Here is a 22,360-nt window from a genome sequence, read left to right as displayed (position 1 = left end):
ACACTCACTATTGGGGATCGGGACGAATGAAGGCGACTGCGAAGCTTTTGATGGTAATGGTTGTTGCTGGCATGACACTTTCGGCATGCGGCAATGGCGGCAATACAACCAACCAGGTTACAACAACGACAGTTGGTGAAGAGCTCGAGGCGCTGGAGACAGCCTATGCCAAAGGTCTGCTGACCGAAGACGAATACGAAAAGCAGCGTAAGAAAATCTTGTCCAAAAAATAGGGTGGTAGCCGCGCGGTCGGTGTTAGGCGTGTCAGGTCTATCTGCACGTGTTTGAGTCTCAAACTTTGTTTCTACTCGCTGCGCTTGCAACAGTATTTGCGGGCGTTTCCAAAGGCGGCTTCGGATCCGGAGCCGCCTTTGCAAGTTCTGCCTTGTTAGCATTGGTTCTCCCACCCGCCACGGCGCTTGGGCTGATGTTGCCGCTTTTGATGTTGATCGATGTGACCACGTTACGCCCCTATTGGATGCGTTGGAGTTGGCCGGATGCGCGGTTGTTGGTGTTGGGCGGTATTCCGGGCGCTGTTCTGGGGGCCGCGTTGTTTACCGTTGCCAATGATGATGTCCTGCGACTGCTGATCGGCGGCGTCGCACTTGGGTTTGTGATGTGGCGACTTGTGCCCGGAACGGGGCGTATTCGGGTCCAGCCCGGGTGGTCTGGCGGACTCGCGGGCGTCATTGCCGGTTTCACGAGTTTCGTAAGCCATGCTGGAGGGCCACCAGTGGCCGTCTATCTGTTGTCGCGCGGCCTCGAGAAAACCGCCTATCAGGCAACAACTGTTCTGGTGTTCTGGATTATCAACATTGCCAAGGCCATTCCTTATGGGGTGCTTGGTGTGTTCACCATCGAGACTCTTAAGGCGGATCTAATGTTGGCACCCTTTGCTCTGTTTGGCGCATGGCTCGGGGTCAAGGCCCATCATTGGGTTTCAGAGCGTCATTTCTTTGGGGTGACCTATGCCATGTTGACCGTGACAGGATTGAAACTCATCTGGGATGCTCTGACCTAGAGCAGTAGTTTTTAGCCGGCTCAGAAAGCCGACCGGATATTTTAGGCGTCATCTCCCTTAGCGGGCAAAGTTTCGGCCAACTCTTCATAGGCTTGCCCTGACGCCACAAGGCAGGTCGCACCATTGGGAAGCGTGACCGTAATCGTCCAACTCCCGGTCTCGCTCGCAAAAACCTCGACGACCACGTTGTTGGCGCCCAACCCAATCGCTTGACGGGTTTCCCCGTATCCTTCTGTGAGTCGTTGCAAGACCACCTCTCTGGGGGCGCAGTTGTTTTGTTGCGCCGCAACTTGATTTTCTGCCAAGGCCATAAGGCCAAGGCCCATCGTCGCTGAAATAAGCTCTTGTTTCATCTCAATGCCCTTTCAAATGCGGGTTTTTCCGCGTTTTCCCGATGCAAAAGACTGGCGGTCGGAGTGCCAAATCCAGGTTAACGCAGCGTCCCACGTCGACCTTTCTGCGTTGCGGCATTTTCTGCCTTGAACTTTTCGTGAAAAAGTGGCCTTTTCTGCGCAACTTTATTTCGGAGAGACTCATGGTTCAGCGTACACGCCCCTTTCGCTCGGTTCTTTACATTCCCGGCTCAAAAGACCGCGCGCTGGAAAAAGCTCGTACACTGCCTGTGGATGCCATCATCTTTGACCTCGAAGATGCCGTGTCAGTGGACGAAAAGGAAAACGCCCGAGAAACACTAAAGGCCGCGTTGGAAGCCGGAGGTTACGGCAACCGTACCCGGATCGTGCGCATCAACGGGCTGATCACAAAGTGGGGCCGTGAAGATGCCGCCGCCGTGCGCGAGATGGATTGCGACGCGGTTTTGTTGCCCAAAGTCGAAAGCTTTGCCCAAGTGGACCTATTGGCCGAGATCACGGGTGATCTGCCGATCTGGGCAATGATGGAAACCCCACGTGGCATCATGAATGCCGCCGAAATAGCTTCGCACCCTTTGATGAAGGGCTTTGTAATGGGCACAAATGATCTCGCCAAGGATTTGCAGTGTCGCTTCCGTGCGGATCGTTTGCCGATGATGACGTCCCTGTCGCTTTGCCTGTTGGCTGCCAAGGCCGAGGGGCTTGTTATCGTGGACGGTGTCTATAACGCGTTTAAAGATGCCGAAGGTCTGCGAGTAGAGTGCGAGCAAGGTCGCGACCTTGGTATGGACGGAAAAACTCTGATCCACCCGGCGCAGGTGGATGTCGCCAACGAGGCTTTTGCCCCAACCGAAGACGAGATTGATTTGGCCCGACGTCAGATTGCCGCGTTTGAAGAGACTGAGGCCGCGGGTCAGGGCGTTGCCGTGGTGGATGGCAAGATCGTTGAAAACCTGCACGTTGTCACCGCCAAAGAAATCCTCGCGAAAGCAGATGCAATCGCGGCGCTGGAAGGCTAAGTCTTAACCCAAGACCAACAAAGGGAGACGCAAATGTTACTTTTGGTTATTGGGGTATTGCTCTGGGCCTTCGCCCATTTCTTCAAACGTCTGATGCCTGAGGCCCGCGCCAGGATGGGCGACGCAGGGCGCGGCGTTGTGGCGATCGTTTTGGTGATCAGCGTTGTGCTAATGGTGATTGGCTATCGACAGGCCGAGGTGATTGATCTTTGGGTGGCTCCGACCTGGACAATCCATGTCAACAATTTGTTGGTGTTGATCGCAATCTTCATGATGAGCCCCGCCCCGCAAAAGGGCCGCATCCTGAATGGCATGCGCCACCCGATGCTGGCCGGTTTCCGGGCTTGGGCCTTTGCCCACATTCTGGTCAACGGCGACGTTGCCAGCCTGATCCTGTTTGGTGGCTTGTTCCTTTGGGCGCTTATTGAGGTTCCCCTGATCAACAAAGCTGAGCCGGACTGGACGCCGGGTGAGCCGGGAACCTATGCCAAGGACGGTATTTTCCTGATCGCATCGATCGTTCTGTTGGCGGTCATTGGCTACATCCACTACTGGGTCGGTCCTTGGCCATATCCGGTGTAGACGCATGAAGCTCTACCGGTTCCTCAGCGAAGAAGACACCTCAGCGTTCTGTCACAAGGTGACGGACGCGCTGAACAAGGGCTGGGAGCTTTATGGCTCTCCCACCCAGACATTCTGTCAGGCCACCGGCGTTATGCGCTGTGGCCAGGCAGTCATCAAAGAGGTTGAGGGCACCTATACCCCTGACACAAAATTAGGAGAGCACTAGATGGCCAAGACCAATCCGGGTCGGTTTTTTGAAGACTACACGCTAGGGCAGGTGATCGAGCACGCGGTGCCGCGCACCGTATCAGGCGGCGAGCGTGCGCTTTATCACGCACTCTACCCAGCGCGTCATGCCCTCTATTCATCGGATGCTTTTGCACAGGCGAGCGGCCTGCCAAAGTCGCCGATCGATGATCTGGCAGCGTTCCACGTGGTCTTTGGTAAAACCGTTCCGGATGTGTCGTTGAATGCGGTTGCCAACCTTGGCTATGCCGAAGGGCGCTGGTTAAAGCCGGTCTACGAAGGCGACACTTTGCGCTCCACCTCCGAGGTCATCGGCCTCAAACAAAACTCGAACGGCAAAACCGGGGTGGTCTATGTGCGCACCCGTGGCATGAACCAAAACGATGAGATCGTGATGGAATATGTGCGTTGGGTCATGGTTCGCAAACGCGACTTTGATGCGCCAGCGCCCGAAACCGTGGTCCCCGAGTTGGCCAAGGTGATCGACGCCAAGGATCTCGTGATTCCCGAGGACCTGGACTTTACCAACTACGATTTCACGCTCGCAGGTGAGCCTCATCGATGGGGTGACTATGAAGTCGGTGAAACCATCGACCACGTCGACGGTGTAACACTGGAAGAGGCAGAGCACATGATGGCGACGCGCCTATGGCAGAACACTGCCAAGGTGCATTTCGATGCCACATTCCGTCCCGACGGTCAGCGCCTGATTTATGGCGGTCACATTATCAGCCTCGCCCGCACACTGTCCTTCAATGGTCTTGCCAACGCACAGATGATTGTCGGCCTGAACGGTGGTGCACACGCGAACCCGGCCTTTTCCGGATTGACGGTCAAAGCGTGGTCAGAAGTTTTGGATACGGCTGAAACCAATGCTCCGGGTGTTGGGGCCGTTCGCTTGCGGCTTGTGGCGACACGGGGCGGAGACCCCTTCGCGCTGCGTGGCGAAGATGGAAAATACTTGCCGGATGTGTTGCTTGATCTTGATTACTGGGCGTTGATGCCGCTCTAATAGAGTGCATGAAGCACCTTTTAGCTTGTCTTGCAGTGGTATTTTGCCTGACGCCTCCGGCGCGGGCGGAGTTTACCGCCGATGCCTCTGACGATGTTAGGGGATATGTCGAAAGCAACTTGCTTGGCATTTTCTATCATGAGCTCGGCCATGCCCTGATCGATTTTCTCGATCTGCCGATCTTTGGGCAGGAAGAAGACGCTGCAGATGTTCTTTCCGTCTTTCTGATCGACGCGTTCTGGGAAGAAGAAAGTGCCGTTCAGATGGCGTATGACACCGCGTTCGGGTTTCTGGGTGAATCCGAAGAGCGCGAGCTGGCAGGTGAAGAGCCCGCCTATTGGGACGTTCATGGGCCAGACCTGCAGCGCTATTACAATTTGGTCTGCGTGTTCTACGGCGCAAACCCAGAAGAGCGTGACGATGTGGCCGACGATCTCGGATTGCCGCCAGAACGCGCTGAGTATTGCCCAGATGAATACGATCAGGCTAACGACAGTTGGGGCGCGGTGCTGGACGACGTCCTACATCCCAACAATGGCGGTGATTTTGGGTTGAATACTGTCGAGACCCCGACAGAAGGCGGGCGTTTTACGCTCGAGGTAATACAGGCCGAGCTCGACGCACTCGACACAGAACTTCGTCTGCCGTTTCGGTTGCACACAGATATTGTGCCTTGCGGAGAGCCGAACGCGTTTTACGATCCCCAGACACGCAGCATAACAATTTGCACCGAATTTGCAGATTATCTGGTGGAAACAATGCCATGACTTTGTGGTCACAAAATCAGCTCTGGCACGGGTCTGACAAAGTGGATGTCGCTAAAAACGACTCATGCGGCGCAAAGGGACTGGTTGTGACCGATCTGCATCGCGATCTGCGAATATGTGATCACGAAATTTATGCAGTGATCACAAAATTTCCAGAAAAGTTTGTATTGCGCCAAAAAACCGCGCCTTTAGCGCTGCCATGACAGTGACATGAGCTAAAAAATAGGTAGTAAAGAACCAAGGGAAACCGAAAGGATTCAATATGGCCGATGTGAACCGGGGCAATCGCCCACTTTCGCCGCATTTGCAAGTTTACCGCCCACAGCTGACCTCAGTAACCTCGATCTTTGCCCGTGTCACAGGCGTTGCCTTGCTCGGCGCGGCTGCATTGGTGGTCTGGTGGTTCCTTGCTGCGTCTGCAGGGCCAAAATACTTCGACCTAGTTAACGGGATCATGACTTCTTGGTTCGGTGACTTGGTGATGTTCGCAGCTCTCTGGGCTGTCTGCTATCACTTCTTGTCGGGCTTGCGTCACCTTTACTGGGATACAGGCCGAGGCTTTGAACTTGAAACTGCACAAAAGCTGGGCTGGGCCGTTGTCATCGGATCGGTCGTTCTGGCTGTTCTCGTGGCATTGGTACTCTGAGGGGGTTCGCATCATGGCATTCCTGACCGACCGTAAACGCGCCGAATTTCGCGGCTCATCCAGAACCGGCACCGAGCATTTCTGGGGCCAGACCATCAGCGCCGTTGGCCTCGCCATTTTGGTGCCGCTGTTCGTCATCACCTTTGGTTGCGCTCTGGGAGGCACTTATGAAGAAGTGATCTCTTATTACCAGCGTCCATTCCCGGCGATTATCGCTGCGATGACCATCACCGTTGCGATGATCCACTTCCGCCACGGCATTCAAGTGGTGATCGAAGACTACACCCGCGGGCTTCAGAAGAAGTTCCTGATCATCCTCTGCACCTGCATTGCTTACGCCGTTGCCGCCACCGGGCTTTTCGCCCTGGCGCGTATTGCCCTTTAAGACCGGAGCTGGACGAATGGCTGCTTACGAATACGAAACACATGAATATGACGTGGTCGTGGTTGGCGCTGGTGGCGCTGGTCTGCGTGCCACTCTGGGTATGGCCGAACAAGGCCTGCGCACCGCTTGCGTAACCAAGGTTTTCCCAACCCGCTCGCACACGGTTGCCGCACAAGGCGGGATCGCTGCCTCGCTGTCGAACATGGGCCCCGACCACTGGCAGTGGCACATGTATGACACTGTGAAGGGCTCGGACTGGTTGGGCGACACGGATGCGATGGAATACCTCGCCCGTGAAGCGCCCAAGGCCGTTTACGAGCTTGAGCACTACGGCGTGCCGTTTTCGCGCACCGAAGAAGGCAAGATCTACCAGCGTCCGTTTGGTGGCCACACCACCGAGTTTGGCGAAGGCCCCGCCGTGCAGCGGACCTGTGCAGCCGCGGACCGAACAGGCCATGCGATCCTGCACACGCTCTATGGTCAATCGTTGAAGAACAACGCCGAATTCTATGTTGAATATTTTGCCATCGACCTCATCATGAGCGATGACGGCGAATGTCAGGGTGTTGTCTGCTGGAAGCTGGACGATGGCACCATGCACGTCTTCAACGCCAAGATGGTGGTGCTGGCAACTGGCGGTTATGGCCGCGCCTATTTCTCGGCCACTTCGGCCCACACCTGCACCGGCGACGGTGGCGGCATGGTAGCCCGCGCAGGTCTCGCGCTGCAGGACATGGAATTTGTTCAGTTCCACCCGACCGGCATCTATGGCTCGGGCTGTCTGATCACCGAAGGAGCGCGCGGCGAAGGTGGGTATCTTACCAACTCCGAAGGCGAACGGTTTATGGAGCGCTATGCGCCCCAGTACAAAGATCTCGCGCCGCGTGACTATGTTTCGCGTTCAATGACCATGGAAATCCGCGAAGGCCGCGGTGTTGGTGAAGGCGGAGACCACATCCACCTGAACTTGAACCACCTGCCAGCCGAAGCATTGGCCGAACGCCTGCCGGGCATTTCGGAAAGCGCCAAAATTTTCGCAGGTGTGGACGTCACCAAAGAGCCGATCCCGGTTCTGCCTACCGTGCACTACAATATGGGCGGCATTCCGACGAACTATTGGGGTGAGGTTCTGAACCCGACCAAGGATGATCCGACCGCCGTCGTACCGGGCCTGATGGCCGTGGGCGAAGCGGGCTGTGCCTCGGTGCACGGGGCGAACCGCTTGGGGTCAAACTCGCTGATCGACCTTGTCGTGTTCGGTCGCGCTGCTGCAATCCGTGCAGGCAAGGTTGTTGATGCTGAGGCGTCGAACCCTGTGCTGAACCAAGCCTCAGTTGATGGGGCGTTTGATCGCTTTGATGGTCTGCGCAATGCCAAGGGTGGTGTTCCGACCGCAGAACTGCGCTTGGAAATGCAGCGCACGATGCAGGCCGATGCCGCCGTGTTCCGGACCGACAAAACCCTGAAAGAGGGCGTCGAGAAAATGACCGCGATTGCCGGGAAGCTGGACGACCTACATGTCACGGACACGTCGCTGGTCTGGAACTCGGATCTGATGGAAACACTAGAGCTGACCAACCTCATGCCAAACGCGATGGCAACCATCGTCGGCGCCGAGGCACGTAAGGAAAGCCGCGGTGCTCATGCGCATGAAGATTACTCAGAGCGTGACGACAAGGCATGGCGTGTGCATACTGTCAGCCATGTTGATGGCGCCAAGGTCGATCTTAGCTATCGTCCAGTCATCGTCGATCGTCTGACGACCGAAGATGAAGGCGGCATTAGCCTGAAGAAAATCGCTCCTAAGGCAAGGACTTTCTAATGCGCATTCTGACAACAGCTCTCGTATTCGCCGTCGCCGGCATTGCCGGTAAAACTTTTGCAATGGACAATTCGGCCATTCAAGCGGTTCGAAGCTGTATGTCAGAAACCCGCGCACCGGGCAGCTACGCGATGTCTACTGCAGACGCCGTGCCGACCGTGATAACCGCCAGTGGCGGCAGTGAACGTGGGGCGCACAATGTGAACGATTGCTTGCAGGACAGGTATTCCGTTCAGTACGGCACGCGCGAAGCCGTCCAGGGCTACTCGGACATATATGGCGGAAATGCCCAAGACGTCGCGATCAATACCGCTTGTGTTGGCGGCGGCGGTGTAATGCACAGCGGAGACGGGTATTGCTTGAAGCGGTAAAGCCATACACAGGTTTCCGGTCGGCCAAAAATCACAGCAACTGTGGTTGTGTGGCGGTGATCTGATGCGAAATGATCTGTCACCCGAAACGCTGAAAGAGCTTAAGCAGGGCCGCCTAGTTGCGATCCCGCATAAGACCACCAGCCCTTATTTGCGTGGATACGAATTTGCGCCGGACGTTGTCTTTGATGTCGGCGTCGAAAGCGGCACGGGTTACCTGTATCACGCCTTTCCCGATGCGCATCATGTGCTGATCGATCCTTTGACCGAAAGCCGTGACACCATAGCGTCGGCAGGCTTGGCTGTCAGTCACGAGTTCCACTGTTGTGCAGTGGGTGAGGCTGAGGGCGAGGTGGCCTTGAACATCCCGACCATGAAGCGGGGCACACGGCTGGCTATGTCCAGCTTGGCCACACGCACAGACAATATGTCCGCTCGGTTCCAATCAGTCGAAACGCGTCATGTCCCCATGCGCCGTCTTGATGACATCGCTGCGGGTCACACCGGCCGTTTCGGGTTGAAAATTGATACCGAAGGCCATGAGCTTCAGGTTCTGAAAGGCGCCAGCCAGATGCTTGCGTCCTGTGATTTCGTCATACTTGAGTTGTCACACACTCACCGTTTTGCCGGGATCAACCCGCCAAGCGAGATTTTTGCATACCTGGCCCGTCATGGGCTGGAATACCGGGACGTTCTGGCGGTGTCGAACACCACTTGGAAAAATCCCCGACCCCGCCATCAGGATGCGCTATTTACCCGTTGGGACAGCGCATGACATATTTCAAACGCCATCGTGCCACCAAACCCCAAGAGGTTAGTCATGGTTGAATTCGCACTTCCGAAGAACTCCAAGATCACCACAGGTAAAACCTGGCCCAAGCCCGAAGGGGCGACCAACGTGCGTAAGTTCCAGATCTATCGCTGGAACCCGGATGACGGTAAAAACCCGTCGGTCGACACCTATTTCCTCGACATGGACAAATGTGGTCCGATGATTCTGGACGCGCTGATCAAGATCAAGAACGAGATTGATCCGACCCTGACCTTCCGCCGCTCGTGCCGCGAAGGTATCTGTGGTTCTTGCGCGATGAACATCGACGGGATCAACACCCTGGCCTGTATCTATGGGTTGGATGAGGTCAAAGGCGATGTGAAAATCTATCCGCTGCCCCACATGCCAGTGGTCAAAGACCTGATCCCAGACCTGACCCACTTTTATGCACAGCACGCCAGCATCATGCCGTGGCTGGAAACCAAGACCAACCGCCCTGCCAAAGAGTGGAAACAGTCGATTGAAGACCGCAAGAAATTGGATGGTCTGTATGAATGCGTCATGTGTGCCAGCTGTTCGACGTCTTGCCCAAGCTACTGGTGGAATGGCGACCGCTATCTCGGGCCTGCGGCTCTGCTACACGCCTACCGCTGGATCATTGACAGCCGGGATGAGGCCACAGGCGAGCGTCTCGACAATATCGAAGACCCGTTCAAGCTTTATCGTTGCCACACCATTATGAACTGCGCCAAGACATGCCCCAAAGGTCTGAACCCGGCCAAGGCCATCGCAGAAATCAAGAAAATGATGGTCGAACGCAGCATCTGATCTGCGACAGGTATTGTTTTTGCGAGGGCCCGTCTTTTGGCGGGCCTTTCGCTTTTGGGGCTGCCGTCATTCCCCCTTACGGCTGATGCGGGAATGGGGTTACGCAAGGTTGTGGTTGGTTAATTGACGCTGTCTGTCTAGCTTTTGGTTAGCAGGAGGAAAAGACTATGGCAGATGTGATTGTTGTTGGCTCGGGCTTGGCCGGTTTGGTCGCCGCTGCAGAGGCTGTTTCACGCGGACGCAAAGTTCTGTTGCTGGACCAAGAGGGCGAGCAATCCATGGGTGGGCAGGCCTTCTGGTCATTGGGTGGCCTGTTCATGGTCGACACGCCCGAACAACGCCGGATGGGGATCAAGGACAGTCACGACCTCGCTTTGAAGGATTGGATGGGATCGGCACAGTTCGACCGTCCCGAGGATGCCAACCCCCGCAGAGTGGCCGAGGCTTATCTGGATTTCGCGGCGGACGAGATGCGCCCCTGGCTGGCCGAGCGCGGCTTTCGCTGGTTTCCAGTGGTGGGCTGGGCCGAGCGCGGCGGCGAGCAGGCGCATGGTCATGGCAACTCGGTCCCGCGGTTTCATATCACATGGGGCACCGGGCCGGGGACCGTTGCGCCATTTGAACGGTTGGTTCGCAAAGCGGCAGATGAGGGCAAGCTAGAGTTTGCCTTTCGCCATCGAGTGACGACTCTGATCGTCGAAAACGAAGCTGCCGTCGGTGTCGCAGGCGAGGTTCTGGCCGATGATAATGCAGATCGCGGAAGATCAACCAATCGCGATGTGGTCGGAGATTTTGAGTTCCGAGCGCCCGCCATCATCGTCACGACCGGTGGCATAGGTGGCGATCATGACATGGTTCGCAGCTATTGGCCCGAAGATCGCCTTGGTGCAGCACCCAAGCATATGGTCGCCGGGGTACCGGATTATGTGGATGGCCAGATGCAACGGGTGGCGGAACAGGCCGGTGCCGGTATCATCAATGGTGATCGGATGTGGCACTATACCGAAGGGCTGCACAACTGGGATCCGATCTGGCCCAATCACGGCATTCGCATTCTGCCGGGCCCATCTTCGGTCTGGTTCGACGCCTTGGGAGAGCGCATGGAGGCGCCTTACTTGCCGGGCTTTGACTCGCTGGGCACGCTCAAACGCATCTTGTCCACGGGGCACGAGCACAGCTGGTTCATCCTGACCCAGAAGATCATCGAGAAAGAATTTGCCCTGTCCGGCTCTGAGCAAAACCCGGACCTGACGTCGGGCAAGTGGTCCTCAGTTCTGAAGGCTCGGATCATGGGCAAAGGTGCCCCGGCCCCGGTTGAGGCCTTTAAGACACACGGCGAAGACTTTGTTGTTGCGGATACGCTGGAGGAACTGGTCACAGGGATGAACAAGGTGTCCGATACGCCTCTGGATGTGAACAAGGTGCGCGACCAGATCGAAATGCGTGATGCCCAGATCGAAAACCCCTTTGCGAAAGATGCGCAGGTCACGGCTATTCGCGGCGCGCGTACCTATCGCGGGGATCGTTTGATCCGCACCGCCAAACCACACCGTATTCTGGACGCCGCCAACGGCCCGCTGATCGGGGTTAAACTCAGCATTCTGACCCGCAAGTCTCTGGGCGGATTGCACGCGGACATCACAGGGCAGGTTTTGCGCGCGGATGGCACAGCTTTTGAAGGCCTGTTCGCGGCTGGCGAAGTTGCAGGGTTCGGTGGCGGCGGCTACCACGGCTACAACGCGCTTGAGGGGACATTCCTTGGCGGTTGTATCTTTTCTGGGCGTGCGGCCGGCAGGAGTGTCTAAGGCGCATTGACTTTGCGCAGCGCTGCGGGCGGTATCATTACATGACTGTTCTGGATCACCTCTCCACATTCCCCCGCGTCCACATGGGTCACCTGCCGACACCGTTGGAACCTATGACCAACCTTGGGCGTGAGCTGGGTCTTGATCTGTGGATAAAGCGCGATGATTGCACAGGCATTGGATTTGGCGGCAATAAGGTGCGGCAGCTCGAATTCTATCTGGGCAAGGCATTGGCTCAGGGGGCCACGCAAATCCTGATCACCGGCGCCGTCCAATCAAATTTCGTGCGCGCAGCAGCAGCGATGGCTGCACGGCTGGGCATGGGCTGTCACATTCAGTTGGAAGATCGCGTGCCGGACGTGGGGGCGCAGTACCGCGAAAATGGCAATGTGCTTTTGGACCAGCTTTTAGGGGCGACGTTGCATAGCTTCCCCGAAGGCGAGGACGAAGCCGGGGCGGATGCGGCGCTGGGCGAGATCGCAGAGGCTCTGCGCGCCAAGGGTGAGATACCCTATATCGTGCCATTGTCCGCGGATCAGCCGCCAACCGGGGCGCTGGGCTATGTTGATGCCGCCCGCGAGCTGTTAGAGCAGGATGCAGAGTTTGACGTCGTGGTCGTGGCCTCAGGCTCAGCTTTGACGCATTGCGGTTTGCTCTTTGGGTTGCGTGCACTTGGGAATGGCACGCCCATTACCGGAGTTTGCGTGCGGCGGGATGCTACAGCGCAAAAGGCACGTGTGCGTCGTCGCCTTGACGATCTCGCCCAGCTCATGGGCTTTGCGAACCCGGTGGCCGAGCAGGACATACAACTTGACGATCGCGCGCTGGCACCCGGCTATGGGCGTTTGAACGACGGCGTTCGCGAGGCAATCCGCAGGACCGCCCGAACCGAAGGCGTGTTTCTGGACCCTGTTTATGCCGGCAAAGTGATGGCGGCTCTGATTGCTCAGGCGGATGCGCTAAAGGGCCAGCGCGTGCTGTTCTGGCACACAGGCGGGCAGCCTGCATTGTTTGGCTATGCCGACGCGCTTTGAAAGGCCCCCAGCTTGCTGGGCGCGTCGCAGGCATTGCAATCTTACCAGAAATCCGCACTCATCTCCTTTACCGCCAACCTGAGGAGCCCGCCATGTCCAGACCCGCCGATGCCGACGCGCGAAAGGCTGTCAAACCTGTCATTTGTTATCCAAATGATACGTTGCCAAAACCGCCGATGGAGACGTTCAGGGCCGCGCGTCGATCTGCGCAAAAAACCTCGGAAGTGCTGGTTCCAGCCCGTGACGCGGCGTGTTTCCACGTCCCGCAAGGTCATTTCTTCCGCATCTCGTCCGTAGAGGGTCCGCAAGTTGGCGATCTGAATCTGTGGAATGCGAATGACCTGTCCGAGCGCTTTTACTCTGGAAAGACCCGCGCGTTGCACGGCACGCATCTGACGACTGGCGAACGCATGTGGTCGTCATTCCCTCACCTCAGACCGATGGCGACCATCATTGACGATACTCTGGATTGGTACGGCATGGATTCCTTTGGCGGTTCGGTTCATGACGTGATCGGGACGCGCTGTGATCCCTATACCGGCAACCTCTTGGCTGGGTCGCAGTATCATCACTGCTGTCACTCAAATCTGACACGGGCCTTGGCGGCAGAAACGGGTATGGATTTGCTCGAGGCCGAAAGCTACGTGCATGATGTCCTCAACGTGTTCATGTGCACAGGCTTCACGCGCGATACAGGTCAGTACTTTATGAAGGCCAGCCCAGTACGACCGGGAGACTATCTTGAGTTGTTCGCAGAGATCGATCTGCTCGGTGCGCTTAGTGCCTGCCCGGGCGGAGATTGTTCCAGCGAACACAGCTCTGATACGGCGCCTTGTTACCCTTTGCTGGTCGAAGTCTTTGCGCCCGAAGCCACAGCACTTGAGACATGGCATGCGCCTCAAGCCAACGGATATAATCGCAGTCATGGGGTGTCCGGCGACAGGTGATCGCGTTGGCTAGGGTCGGTGTCGACGATCCTTAGAGGTTCACAAAGTGCAATTGATCAAAGGTCTGCCGCCAATCCGAGACCTTTTTTGCAAGCCGACTAGGGTCATTGGCCCGTAAGGCCCCAGCGATCAGCCGGGCCATTTCTGGCCCATGCTGCGCTGTCATTCCCCAGCGCACAAGTTCCGGTGTGCCAAAGCGCAAGCCATTCAGATCGCCGTCAACTTCAGGAATTGGCAGGCCAATACCACAGGCTAGAAACCCGGCCTTGCGCAAGGTTTTTGAGGCCGTCTGACCACCCCCAAAAGCTGCAGCCTCAACCGCGAATTGGTGCGAGAGCGTTGGTCCGCTGTGGGTTTGGAACACAGGAATATCTTCGGCGATCAGTGCCTCGGCCAATGCGCGCGACATGTCGATCATTGTCGCCGCATAAGCCGCACCATGATCGCGCCAATCCAGCATTGTCACGGCAAGGGATGCAGACTTGGCGGCATCAAAATTCGCTGTCATGCCGGGAAAGGCGATTTTGTCGAGCCGTTCGGCAATCTCACTTTCATTGGTCACGATCAGCCCGGAAGGCGGCCCCCCAAGGCTTTTGTAGGTCGACATGGTCATGAGATGCGCCCCTTCTTCCAGTGGGTTTCGCCACGCTTTACCCGCGATGATCCCGCATTGGTGCGCGGCGTCAAACAAAACTTTGGCGCCGATCTCATCTGCGATGTTGCGAATCTCACGCACCGGATGTTCGCACAGGTTCAAAGAGCCGCCGATTGTGATCATGGCCGGACGTTCGCGTCGTGCCATCTCGGCCAGCGCAACGAGGTCAACCGTATAGCCATCAGAGTCCACTGGGGCTGGCAGGCTGTGCAGCCCGAACAAACCCGCGCATCCATCGGCATGATGCGTGACATGACCGCCGACAGGCGCCGGAGGCGTGATGATTTTCGCGCCCGGCTCAGCCAAAGCCATAAAGGCATAAAGGTTGGCAATCGCCCCGGATGGAACGCGGATTTCGGCATACTTTGCGTTGAAGACTTCGGCGGCGAGTTCGGCCGCGATGACTTCGATCTCTTCAACGGCCTCAAGCCCCATTTCGTATTTGTCACCGGGATAGCCCAGTGACGGGCGGCTGCCCAAGCCGCTGGCCAACATGGCTTCGGCCCGCGGGTTCATGACATTGGTCGCGGGGTTCAGGTTAAAACAGTCACGCTCATGTATTTGCTGGTTTTTGGCCACCAGAAGGTCCAGTTTTGCGTTCAGCGCTGTGCTGTCAGATCGCGCTGTTTGCGCCGCGATCTCTTGCACACGCACTTCACAGTGGGTTGGGACCCAATCCCGCTTGATGAGATGTGTCATGTTGATTCTCCACCAAAGTTTCTGAGAGCAATCAATCTCAGGACAGGGGTGGGCGCAAACGAATTTTCTTGTAAACTAGGCATAGAAAAACTGAGTCTATCTGATGCCTGTCAAACCTCCTCGCCCACCGTCTCCACCCCTCAACGCCCTGCGCGCCTTTGAGGCTGCTGCTCGTCTTGGCGGGTTTACCCGGGCTGCAGACGAGTTGTGCGTGACTCCGGGAGCCGTCGCTCAACAGGTAAAGCAGCTTGAAGCATGGGCGGGGGAGCCGCTGTTTGAAAGGCGCGCACATGGGGTGGTTCTGACACCTGTTGGAAAAACCGTTGGGCCACTGTTGGAGACCGCCTTTGACGCGCTTGGCGACGCCGTCAGCGCCTTGCGTCAGGCAGCAACGCCCCAACGCATTCATATTGCGGCCTCGCCAGCAGTTGCTCAGCTTTGGTTGTCGCCGAGACTCCCGGAACTACGTCAGGCATACCCGGCGCTTGAGCTGTCTTTGACGGCCATGGAACATCCACCGAATTTAGAACGTGAGCAGTTCGACATTGCCTTGTTCATGGTGCCGGAGGGCGCCCCGCACCAGATCGCAACAGATGTTGTCCGCCCTGCCTGTTCTCCGCAGTTGGCAGAGAATTTGCGCAAACCTCACGACCTTCTGAACGTCCCATGTCTGGCCGACAGTGTGTGGGTTGGTGATTGGGATTTGTGGTTGGCTCAGAATGCCGCTGATTTGACCGGCCGCCTTCGCGGCCCAAGTTATTCGCTCTACGCCCTCGCTGTGCAAGAGGCCGTCAACGGTGGCGGTGTGTTGATGGGACACGAATGCCTGATTGCGCCACTCGTGGAGGCGGGCAGGCTGGTCTATCCGTTTCCATCCCTGGTTGCCACGGGATTGGCTTTGTCACTTTCAACGCGCCAGCCAGCCGTGGGCCCGCTGGCGCAGTTGATGGATCACTTATCCAGCGAAAGCGGCTTCTAGCGCGATTTCCACCATATCGCCAAAGCTGCGTTCGCGATCTTCGGACGGCAGGGCCTCACCGGTAAGGAGATGATCGCTGACGGTCAGCACTGCCAATGCGCGTCGCCCGTGCCGGGCTGCCAGATTGTAAAGCTCGGCGGCTTCCATTTCGACGCCAAGAATGCCGTGGCGGGTCATCTGTTCATTCAGGTCGGCCCGTTCGTCATAAAACACGTCTGACGAATAAATGCCCCCGACGTGGGTTGGTGTGCCCTTGGCTTCTGCCGCTGCAACAGCAGCTTTCAATAGGGACCAATCCGCACAAGGCGCAAAGTTCAATTCCTTGAAAATGCCCGAAGAGGGGGTCGACAAGCTCGACGCGGTCATGGCCACGATCACGTCGCGCACTTTGACGCTGTCTTGCATGCCGCCGCAGGACCCGATGCGGATCAGGGTCTGGGCGCCATAATCACGGATCAACTCATTGGCATAGATCGACAGCGATGGCATTCCCATGCCCGAGCCGTGAATGGTTACGCGGTTGCCTTTCCAGGTCCCGGTAAAGCCCAACATGCCGCGCACTTCGTTGACGCAGACCGCGTCCTGCAGAAATGTCTCGGCTGCCCATTTCGCGCGATAGGGATCGCCGGGCATGAGGACGGTTTCGGCGATATCGCCGGGTTTGGCTCCGATGTGAACTGTCATGGCTCGCTCCGATTAAACAGAAGGTCAGAATACCACTGCTTTACGCCTGCACAACGCCAAGTCTTCGTATTGCCAAAAATACTCTCGCCGAAGGCAAAGGCCCCGGAGCTTTCGGCTTTGGGGCTTTTTACAATCTGGCACCGGGCCAGGTTACTCGGCGGCGACGGCCTTGGGATCGACCAGTGTCACGACATCCATCATGATCGTGTTCAGCTCAAAATCCTTTGGCGTATAAACCCGTGCCACGCCCATTGCGCGCAACCGATCCGCGTCGTCGTCAGGGATGATGCCGCCCACAACGACAGGAACATCGCCCAGACCTGCTTCGCGCATACGGTTCATCATGTCCTCAACCAGCGGGATATGGCTGCCTGACAGGATCGAAAGGCCAACCACATGGGCCTTGGTGTCGATGGCAGACGCAACAAGCTCTTCCGGGGTCAGGCGGATGCCGTCGTATTCGATGTCCATACCGCAATCACGCGCCCGGAAAGCAATTTGCTCGGCCCCGTTTGAGTGGCCGTCCAAACCCGGTTTGCCGATGACGAACTTCAGGCGACGGCCCAGTTTGTCCGACACGGCATCCACGGCATTGCGCAAATCGTCCAAGCCTTCGGTCTTGTTCGAAGGCGAGCCAGAGACTCCGGTTGGGCCGCGATATTCACCGTGAATGCTGCGCATCTGTGCGGCCCATTCACCTGTGGTGACACCCGCCTTGGCCGCAGCAATCGATGCGGGCATGACGTTTTCGCCTGCTTTGGCGGCGGCACGCAGATCGGCGAGGGCTTTCTCAACAGCGTCATTGTCACGCTCAGAGCGCCAATCATTCAGGCGGTTGATCTGTTCTTGTTCCACCGCAGGGTCGACAACCATGATGCCACCATCACCGGTCATCAAAGGCGAAGCCTCACCCTGTTGATATTTGTTCACCCCAACAACAACGGTTTCACCGGCCTCGATGCGGTTCAGACGCTCAGCGTTGGACTCGACCAACCGCGATTTCATGTAGTCGATCGCGCCAATGGCACCACCCATAGAGCCAAGGTTGGCCAGTTCGTGGCGTGCGCCGTTTTTTAGCTCTTCGACCTTGCGGTCCACGGCGGGGTTGCCGTCAAACAGGTCATCGTACTCCAAGAGGTCGGTCTCAAAGGCCATGATCTGCTGCATGCGCATCGACCATTGCTGGTCCCAGGGACGCGGCAGGCCAAGAGCTTCGTTCCAAGCAGGCAGTTGCACGGCACGCGCGCGGGCCTTTTTCGACAGCGTCACAGCCAGCATCTCGATCAGGATGCGGTAGACGTTGTTTTCGGGCTGTTGCTCGGTCAGACCCAGCGAGTTTACCTGCACACCATAGCGGAAGCGGCGGTGTTTGGGGTCGGTTACGCCATAGCGCTCCTGACAGATTTCGTCCCACAGATCGACAAAGGCGCGCATCTTGCACATCTCGGTCACGAACCGGATACCCGCGTTCACGAAAAACGAAATCCGCGCCACCATCGGGCCGAAATCTTCCGCAGGTACGCGTGGGCGCAATTCATCCAGAACCGCGATGCCGGTGGCTAGTGCAAAGGCCAGTTCCTGTTCAGGCGTCGCGCCGGCCTCTTGCAGGTGGTAGGAACAAACGTTCATCGGGTTCCATTTGGGCACGTTTGTATAGCAATACTCTGCCACGTCCGCGATCATCTTGAGCGACGGCTTTGGCGGACAGATATAGGTGCCACGCGACAGGTATTCCTTGATCAGATCGTTCTGAACGGTGCCCTGCAGTTTTGAGATATCCGCGCCCTGTTCTTCGGCGGCGGCAATATAGAGCGACAACAACCAAGGTGCTGTCGCGTTGATCGTCATCGAGGTGTTCATCTGGTCCAGCGGGATCTGGTCAAACAAGGTGCGCATGTCGCCCAGATGGCAGACGGGCACGCCCACTTTTCCCACTTCGCCACGGCTCAGCACATGATCGCTGTCATAGCCGGTCTGGGTCGGCAGGTCGAAGGCCACGGAAAGCCCTGTCTGACCCTTTTCCAGATTAGACCGGTAAAGCGCGTTTGAAGCCTTGGCGGTCGAGTGACCTGCATAGGTCCGGATGAGCCAGGGGCGATCTTTCTGCGTCTGCGACATGGAACGTCCTCGTGAATCGGTTGGGCAATTTTATTGCGTCAGAGGGTAGATATTCGAAATATCATGTGCAAGTCAATTCGCTGCGTCGCGGCGTATTTCCTTTGCAGGTACAGCATAACGCATCGCAACGCTCGAGCGAAAGCCAAAGATATAGCGCAGCGGGCCAAGGTATTGGGTTTCTCCGGCGGTGAAGCCTTGGCGCTCATAGAGTGCTCGTGCGCGAGGGTTTGTGTCGATCACGTCAAGACGGACGTCTTGCAGACCTCTTGCGCAGGCTTCTTCTTTGATTGCGGCCAACAAGGCCGTTCCCACGCCTTGCCCGCGTGCGGTTTCAGAAACGCATATACCGTCCATCAATAGAGAGTTATCTGCGAGGTCACGCTCCAACACCGATAGCAGCAGTCCACGCCAAATCGCACCGACCCAACCGTACACTTTTGCCAGATCGCGGAGATCTCCGCCGGCCAGACCACCCTCAGAAGTCTTGAAGCCTGCGACCCCCAGAACTTCGCCGCCAGCCCCAATGGCCGTCAGCGCAAATTCAGGGTCCACGACAGAGGTGAAAAAACTGATGCCCTTGTCATCCGGCCCCATCAGTTTCGTGAGTTTGCTCGCAAAAGCCGTCCAATACAGGCGCGCCACGTGTTCTGACTGCTCGGGCTCAAATCCGCGGTGTATGGTGAATTCAGACATCGGTTGTCGGCCCTCTTACCGTGACGCTACAGTTTTATATTTACCCGGCGCATCGGTCCTGCAAGGGTCGTTGGATGATGTCGACGATAGAACTTCCGATTTGGCTATTCGTTCTGATCCTGCTTTTTGCAGCGGTCACAGCTGCCAGCCATTTGTTGTTCCCCTCCGTAAGATGGTTTTTTCGACGTCGTATGGAGCGGGCTGTTAAGCGTCTGAATGAACGCCTTGAACGTCCGATCGAACCCTTCAAGTTGGCTCGTCGACATGACATGATCCAGCGCCTAATGTATCATCCGGACGTGACGGCTGCGATTGTCGAACATGCCCGCGAGCAGGGCATACCCGAGAACGTCGCCTTTGAAGAGGCCAAGAGATACGCGCGCGAGATTGTGCCTTCGTTCAGCGCATCGGCCTACTTTGGGTTTGCCATTCGGGTTGCGAGATTTCTGAGCCAGGCTCTCTACCGTGTCCGCCTTGCACATTTTGATGAGATCGGGATTCAGAACATTCCACGCGACTCAACTGTTGTGTTCGTTATGAACCACCGCTCCAACATGGATTACGTGCTTGTGACCTATTTGGCGGCAGAGCGGTCTGCTCTGGCCTATGCTGTTGGTGAATGGGCGCGGGTTTGGCCGCTGTCACGCCTGATCAAGGCAATGGGCGCATACTTTATCCGCCGCAAATCGCGTAATGCGTTGTATCGCAAGGTACTGGCCAGATACGTGCGGCTTGCAACCGATGGCGGTGTCTCGCAGGCCATGTTTCCCGAAGGTGGCTTGTCGCTGAACGGCGCACCACAAATTCCAAAACTGGGATTGCTCAAGTATATCACCGACGGCTTCGATGCGGAGGTGCGCGACGTGGTGTTTGTTCCGGTGGCGCTGAATTATGACCGTGTCCTCGAAGACCGTATCTTGCTTGAGGCTCACGCCCGTGGGGGGAGAGGGTTTCGCGCACGGATCAGTGTGATTGCGGGGTTCTTCTTTAAACAGATCTGGCTGCGGGTACGCGGGCGCTACCACAAATTCGGTTACGCTGCGGTCAGTTTTGGCCACCCCTTGTCTTTGGGAGAGTTCTCCAAAGGTGCGCACAAGGACATTACCAAAGATTTGGGACGGGAACTGATGCGCCGTATTGAGGATGTCGTGCCGATCCTGCCGGTCCCGATGGTGGCGGCCATTATACAGAGCGCTGATAAGCCTGTGTCACGCGCAGCAATCGAGGCTCAATTCGCAACCTGGGTCGTCAAGCTGGACAAAGCGCATGTGCATTTGCCGCGCGATGACTTGAGCTATGCAACTGAAACCGGACTGCGTATGTTGCTCGAGCGACGCATGATCCTGAAAGAAGACGGCTGCTTTCGCGAAAACCCAGAACAATCCGATGCGCTGGCCTTCTACGCCAATTCAATCCGCCATCTGTTGAGGTGATTTTGCAACTGCAGAAAGATTTTCTGCAGTTGCTGGGTCATAAAATTACAAAATTCCTCTGATTGTGGTTGCAATATTACCTAGTGATACATATCAAATCACCAGACGCGCGATTCTGCATCGCGGCAAAACCCAACTTCAGGAGACGAAAATGGCTCTGGACACCGATATTGCCATCGCCCCCTACGAGGCGCCCGAGAAAGACCTTTATGAAATCGGGGAAATGCCCCCATTGGGCTACGTGCCTAAGAAAATGTACGCTTGGGCGATCCGCCGCGAGCGTCACGGTGAGCCGGAACAATCGTTCAAAAAAGAAGTCGTTGATACCTGGGAGATCGACAGCCACGAAGTGCTGGTGCTCGTGATGGCTGCAGGCGTAAACTACAACGGCGTTTGGGCCGGTCTTGGCCAGCCGATTTCACCATTTGACGTCCACGGTCAGGATTTCCACATTGCCGGCTCTGATGCCTCTGGTATCGTCTGGAAAGTCGGCGACAAAGTCAAAAACTGGAAAGTGGGCGACGAGGTCGTGATCCACTGTAATCAGGATGACGGCGACGACGAAGAATGTAACGGTGGCGATCCGATGTTCTCCCCCACCCAACGTATCTGGGGTTACGAGACTGGCGACGGATCATTCGCACAGTTCACCAAAGTGCAGGCACAGCAGCTGATGCCACGCCCCAAGCATCTGACTTGGGAAGAGGCCGCCTGCTACACACTTACGCTAGCCACCGCATATCGCATGCTGTTCGGTCACCATCCGCATGAACTGCGTCCCGGTCAGAATGTTCTGGTCTGGGGGGCTTCGGGTGGTTTGGGCTCTTACGCGATCCAGCTGGCCAATACCGCTGGTGCCAACGCGATCGGTGTTATCTCGGATGAAAGCAAACGCCAGTTCGTTATGGATCAGGGCGCCAAAGGCGTCATCAACCGCAAGGATTTTGATTGCTGGGGCCAACTGCCCATCGTGAACTCGCCGGAGTATAATGCGTGGCTGAAAGAAGCCCGCAAATTCGGCAAGGCGATCTGGGACATCACCGGCAAAGGTGTCAGCGTCGACATGGTGTTTGAACACCCCGGTGAGGCAACTTTTCCAGTTTCGACACTTGTGGTGAAAAAGGGCGGTATCGTCGTGATCTGTGCGGGGACCTCAGGGTTCAACACCACCTTTGACGTGCGCTACATGTGGATGCACCAGAAACGTCTTCAGGGGTCGCACTTTGCCAACCTGAAACAGGCCGCGTCCGCCAACCGTCTGATGTGCGAACGTCGCCTCGACCCGTGCATGTCCGAAGTGTTCGCCTGGGACGAGATTCCTGCCGCTCACACCAAGATGCTGCGCAACGAGCACAAGCCCGGCAACATGGCGGTTCTGGTTCAGGCCCCAAAAACCGGTTTGCGGACTGTTGAGGAAGTTCTTGAGGCCGGTAAGTAATCCGCCAACGCGACCTTAAGGTTGCGTAAAGGTTAACGACCGAATCACCCG

At 56.9% G+C, this 22,360-nt stretch carries 25 protein-coding genes; 20 read left to right on the top strand and 5 right to left on the bottom strand.

All coding sequences use genetic code 11. The features are described 5' to 3' along the window. Positions 1 to 26: 26 nt before the first annotated feature. Positions 27 to 233, top strand: coding sequence for an SHOCT domain-containing protein (locus Q0932_RS13665; protein ID WP_299354000.1), 207 nt, complete (start codon positions 27 to 29; stop codon positions 231 to 233). A 65-nt stretch (positions 234 to 298) separates the two neighbouring features. After that, complete coding sequence (locus Q0932_RS13660) at positions 299 to 1,021, top strand: sulfite exporter TauE/SafE family protein (protein WP_299353997.1); 723 nt, start codon at positions 299 to 301, stop codon at positions 1,019 to 1,021. 41 nt (positions 1,022 to 1,062) lie between these two features. Here the strand turns inward: Q0932_RS13660 and Q0932_RS13655 are convergent, their stop codons facing one another. Beyond that, entirely contained in the window at positions 1,063 to 1,374 is a 312-nt protein-coding gene (locus Q0932_RS13655) for a hypothetical protein (RefSeq protein ID WP_299353994.1), read from the bottom strand. A gap of 182 nt (positions 1,375 to 1,556) precedes the next feature. Here Q0932_RS13655 and Q0932_RS13650 point away from each other — a divergent pair, with 182 nt between their 5' ends. The 15 genes from Q0932_RS13650 (at position 1,557) to Q0932_RS13580 (ending at position 13,610) form a co-directional block, all read left to right on the top strand. Then, on the top strand, positions 1,557 to 2,411 hold the full coding sequence (locus Q0932_RS13650; protein ID WP_299353992.1) for a CoA ester lyase: 855 nt from the start codon (positions 1,557 to 1,559) through the stop codon (positions 2,409 to 2,411). 33 nt (positions 2,412 to 2,444) lie between these two features. After that, entirely contained in the window at positions 2,445 to 2,993 is a 549-nt protein-coding gene (locus Q0932_RS13645) for an NnrU family protein (protein ID WP_299353989.1), read from the top strand. Positions 2,994 to 2,997: 4 nt separating this feature from the next. Beyond that, positions 2,998 to 3,201 (top strand): DUF1737 domain-containing protein, encoded by a 204-nt coding sequence (locus Q0932_RS13640; RefSeq protein ID WP_127113724.1) that lies wholly within the window; start codon positions 2,998 to 3,000, stop codon positions 3,199 to 3,201. After that, on the top strand, positions 3,202 to 4,233 hold the full coding sequence (locus Q0932_RS13635; RefSeq protein ID WP_299353986.1) for a MaoC family dehydratase: 1,032 nt from the start codon (positions 3,202 to 3,204) through the stop codon (positions 4,231 to 4,233). 8 nt (positions 4,234 to 4,241) lie between these two features. Continuing rightward, on the top strand, positions 4,242 to 5,000 hold the full coding sequence (locus Q0932_RS13630) for a DUF4344 domain-containing metallopeptidase (protein WP_299353982.1): 759 nt from the start codon (positions 4,242 to 4,244) through the stop codon (positions 4,998 to 5,000). After that, positions 4,997 to 5,203, top strand: coding sequence for a hypothetical protein (locus Q0932_RS13625; RefSeq protein WP_299353979.1), 207 nt, complete (start codon positions 4,997 to 4,999; stop codon positions 5,201 to 5,203). Before Q0932_RS13630 ends, Q0932_RS13625 begins: the two co-directional genes overlap by 4 nt. A gap of 59 nt (positions 5,204 to 5,262) precedes the next feature. Next, the gene (gene sdhC / locus Q0932_RS13620) at positions 5,263 to 5,646 is read left to right on the top strand and encodes a succinate dehydrogenase, cytochrome b556 subunit (RefSeq protein ID WP_299353976.1); all 384 of its coding nucleotides are present in this window, start codon (positions 5,263 to 5,265) and stop codon (positions 5,644 to 5,646) included. Between the two features lie 13 nt (positions 5,647 to 5,659). After that, positions 5,660 to 6,031 carry a succinate dehydrogenase, hydrophobic membrane anchor protein gene (gene sdhD / locus Q0932_RS13615; protein ID WP_299353973.1) on the top strand — a complete coding sequence of 124 codons (372 nt, stop codon included), beginning with the start codon at positions 5,660 to 5,662 and terminating at the stop codon, positions 6,029 to 6,031. Between the two features lie 16 nt (positions 6,032 to 6,047). Beyond that, positions 6,048 to 7,853, top strand: a complete 1,806-nt coding sequence (gene sdhA / locus Q0932_RS13610; protein WP_299353970.1) for a succinate dehydrogenase flavoprotein subunit — start codon at positions 6,048 to 6,050, stop codon at positions 7,851 to 7,853. Next, the gene (locus Q0932_RS13605) at positions 7,853 to 8,224 is read left to right on the top strand and encodes a hypothetical protein (RefSeq protein WP_299353967.1); all 372 of its coding nucleotides are present in this window, start codon (positions 7,853 to 7,855) and stop codon (positions 8,222 to 8,224) included. The genes sdhA and Q0932_RS13605 overlap by 1 nt, the downstream gene beginning before the upstream one ends. Before the next feature lie 64 nt (positions 8,225 to 8,288). Continuing rightward, positions 8,289 to 8,999, top strand: a complete 711-nt coding sequence (locus Q0932_RS13600; RefSeq protein ID WP_299353964.1) for an FkbM family methyltransferase — start codon at positions 8,289 to 8,291, stop codon at positions 8,997 to 8,999. 45 nt (positions 9,000 to 9,044) lie between these two features. Further along, positions 9,045 to 9,824, top strand: a complete 780-nt coding sequence (locus tag Q0932_RS13595) for a succinate dehydrogenase iron-sulfur subunit (RefSeq protein ID WP_299353962.1) — start codon at positions 9,045 to 9,047, stop codon at positions 9,822 to 9,824. A 167-nt stretch (positions 9,825 to 9,991) separates the two neighbouring features. Beyond that, positions 9,992 to 11,629: an FAD-binding dehydrogenase gene (locus tag Q0932_RS13590; protein ID WP_299353960.1), complete on the top strand. Its 1,638-nt coding sequence runs from the start codon at positions 9,992 to 9,994 to the stop codon at positions 11,627 to 11,629. Positions 11,630 to 11,670: 41 nt separating this feature from the next. Beyond that, on the top strand, positions 11,671 to 12,663 hold the full coding sequence (locus tag Q0932_RS13585; RefSeq protein WP_299353957.1) for a D-cysteine desulfhydrase family protein: 993 nt from the start codon (positions 11,671 to 11,673) through the stop codon (positions 12,661 to 12,663). Positions 12,664 to 12,755: 92 nt separating this feature from the next. Beyond that, a complete protein-coding gene (locus Q0932_RS13580; RefSeq protein ID WP_299353954.1) occupies positions 12,756 to 13,610 on the top strand; it encodes a DUF1989 domain-containing protein in 855 nt (284 codons plus the stop codon). Between the two features lie 31 nt (positions 13,611 to 13,641). On the opposite strand, the gene Q0932_RS13575 is transcribed toward Q0932_RS13580, so the two are convergent. Next, positions 13,642 to 14,964: an aminotransferase class I/II-fold pyridoxal phosphate-dependent enzyme gene (locus Q0932_RS13575; protein ID WP_299353952.1), complete on the bottom strand. Its 1,323-nt coding sequence runs from the start codon at positions 14,962 to 14,964 to the stop codon at positions 13,642 to 13,644. Between the two features lie 103 nt (positions 14,965 to 15,067). Here Q0932_RS13575 and Q0932_RS13570 point away from each other — a divergent pair, with 103 nt between their 5' ends. Beyond that, complete coding sequence (locus Q0932_RS13570; RefSeq protein ID WP_299353949.1) at positions 15,068 to 15,943, top strand: LysR family transcriptional regulator; 876 nt, start codon at positions 15,068 to 15,070, stop codon at positions 15,941 to 15,943. Here Q0932_RS13570 and deoD read toward each other — a convergent pair. The 3 genes from deoD to Q0932_RS13555 form a co-directional block, all read right to left on the bottom strand. After that, positions 15,920 to 16,627, bottom strand: a complete 708-nt coding sequence (deoD, locus tag Q0932_RS13565; protein ID WP_299353946.1) for a purine-nucleoside phosphorylase — start codon at positions 16,625 to 16,627, stop codon at positions 15,920 to 15,922. The genes Q0932_RS13570 and deoD overlap by 24 nt on opposite strands. Positions 16,628 to 16,777: 150 nt before the next feature. Beyond that, the gene (locus tag Q0932_RS13560) at positions 16,778 to 18,745 is read right to left on the bottom strand and encodes a protein meaA (protein ID WP_299353944.1); all 1,968 of its coding nucleotides are present in this window, start codon (positions 18,743 to 18,745) and stop codon (positions 16,778 to 16,780) included. Positions 18,746 to 18,817: 72 nt separating this feature from the next. Beyond that, positions 18,818 to 19,438, bottom strand: a complete 621-nt coding sequence (locus Q0932_RS13555) for a GNAT family N-acetyltransferase (protein WP_299353941.1) — start codon at positions 19,436 to 19,438, stop codon at positions 18,818 to 18,820. 74 nt (positions 19,439 to 19,512) lie between these two features. Between Q0932_RS13555 and Q0932_RS13550 the strand changes: the two genes are divergently transcribed. Both Q0932_RS13550 and ccrA read left to right on the top strand, forming a co-directional pair. Beyond that, on the top strand, positions 19,513 to 20,871 hold the full coding sequence (locus tag Q0932_RS13550; protein WP_299353938.1) for a 1-acyl-sn-glycerol-3-phosphate acyltransferase: 1,359 nt from the start codon (positions 19,513 to 19,515) through the stop codon (positions 20,869 to 20,871). A 151-nt stretch (positions 20,872 to 21,022) separates the two neighbouring features. Beyond that, on the top strand, positions 21,023 to 22,309 hold the full coding sequence (gene ccrA / locus Q0932_RS13545; protein ID WP_299353935.1) for a crotonyl-CoA carboxylase/reductase: 1,287 nt from the start codon (positions 21,023 to 21,025) through the stop codon (positions 22,307 to 22,309). Positions 22,310 to 22,360 lie beyond the last annotated feature (51 nt).

This window comes from uncultured Shimia sp., assembly GCF_947498095.1.
Classification (GTDB): Bacteria; Pseudomonadota; Alphaproteobacteria; order Rhodobacterales; family Rhodobacteraceae; genus Shimia.
Note: the sequence above shows the minus strand (reverse complement) of the source record. Positions and strands in the feature narration are given on the sequence as shown.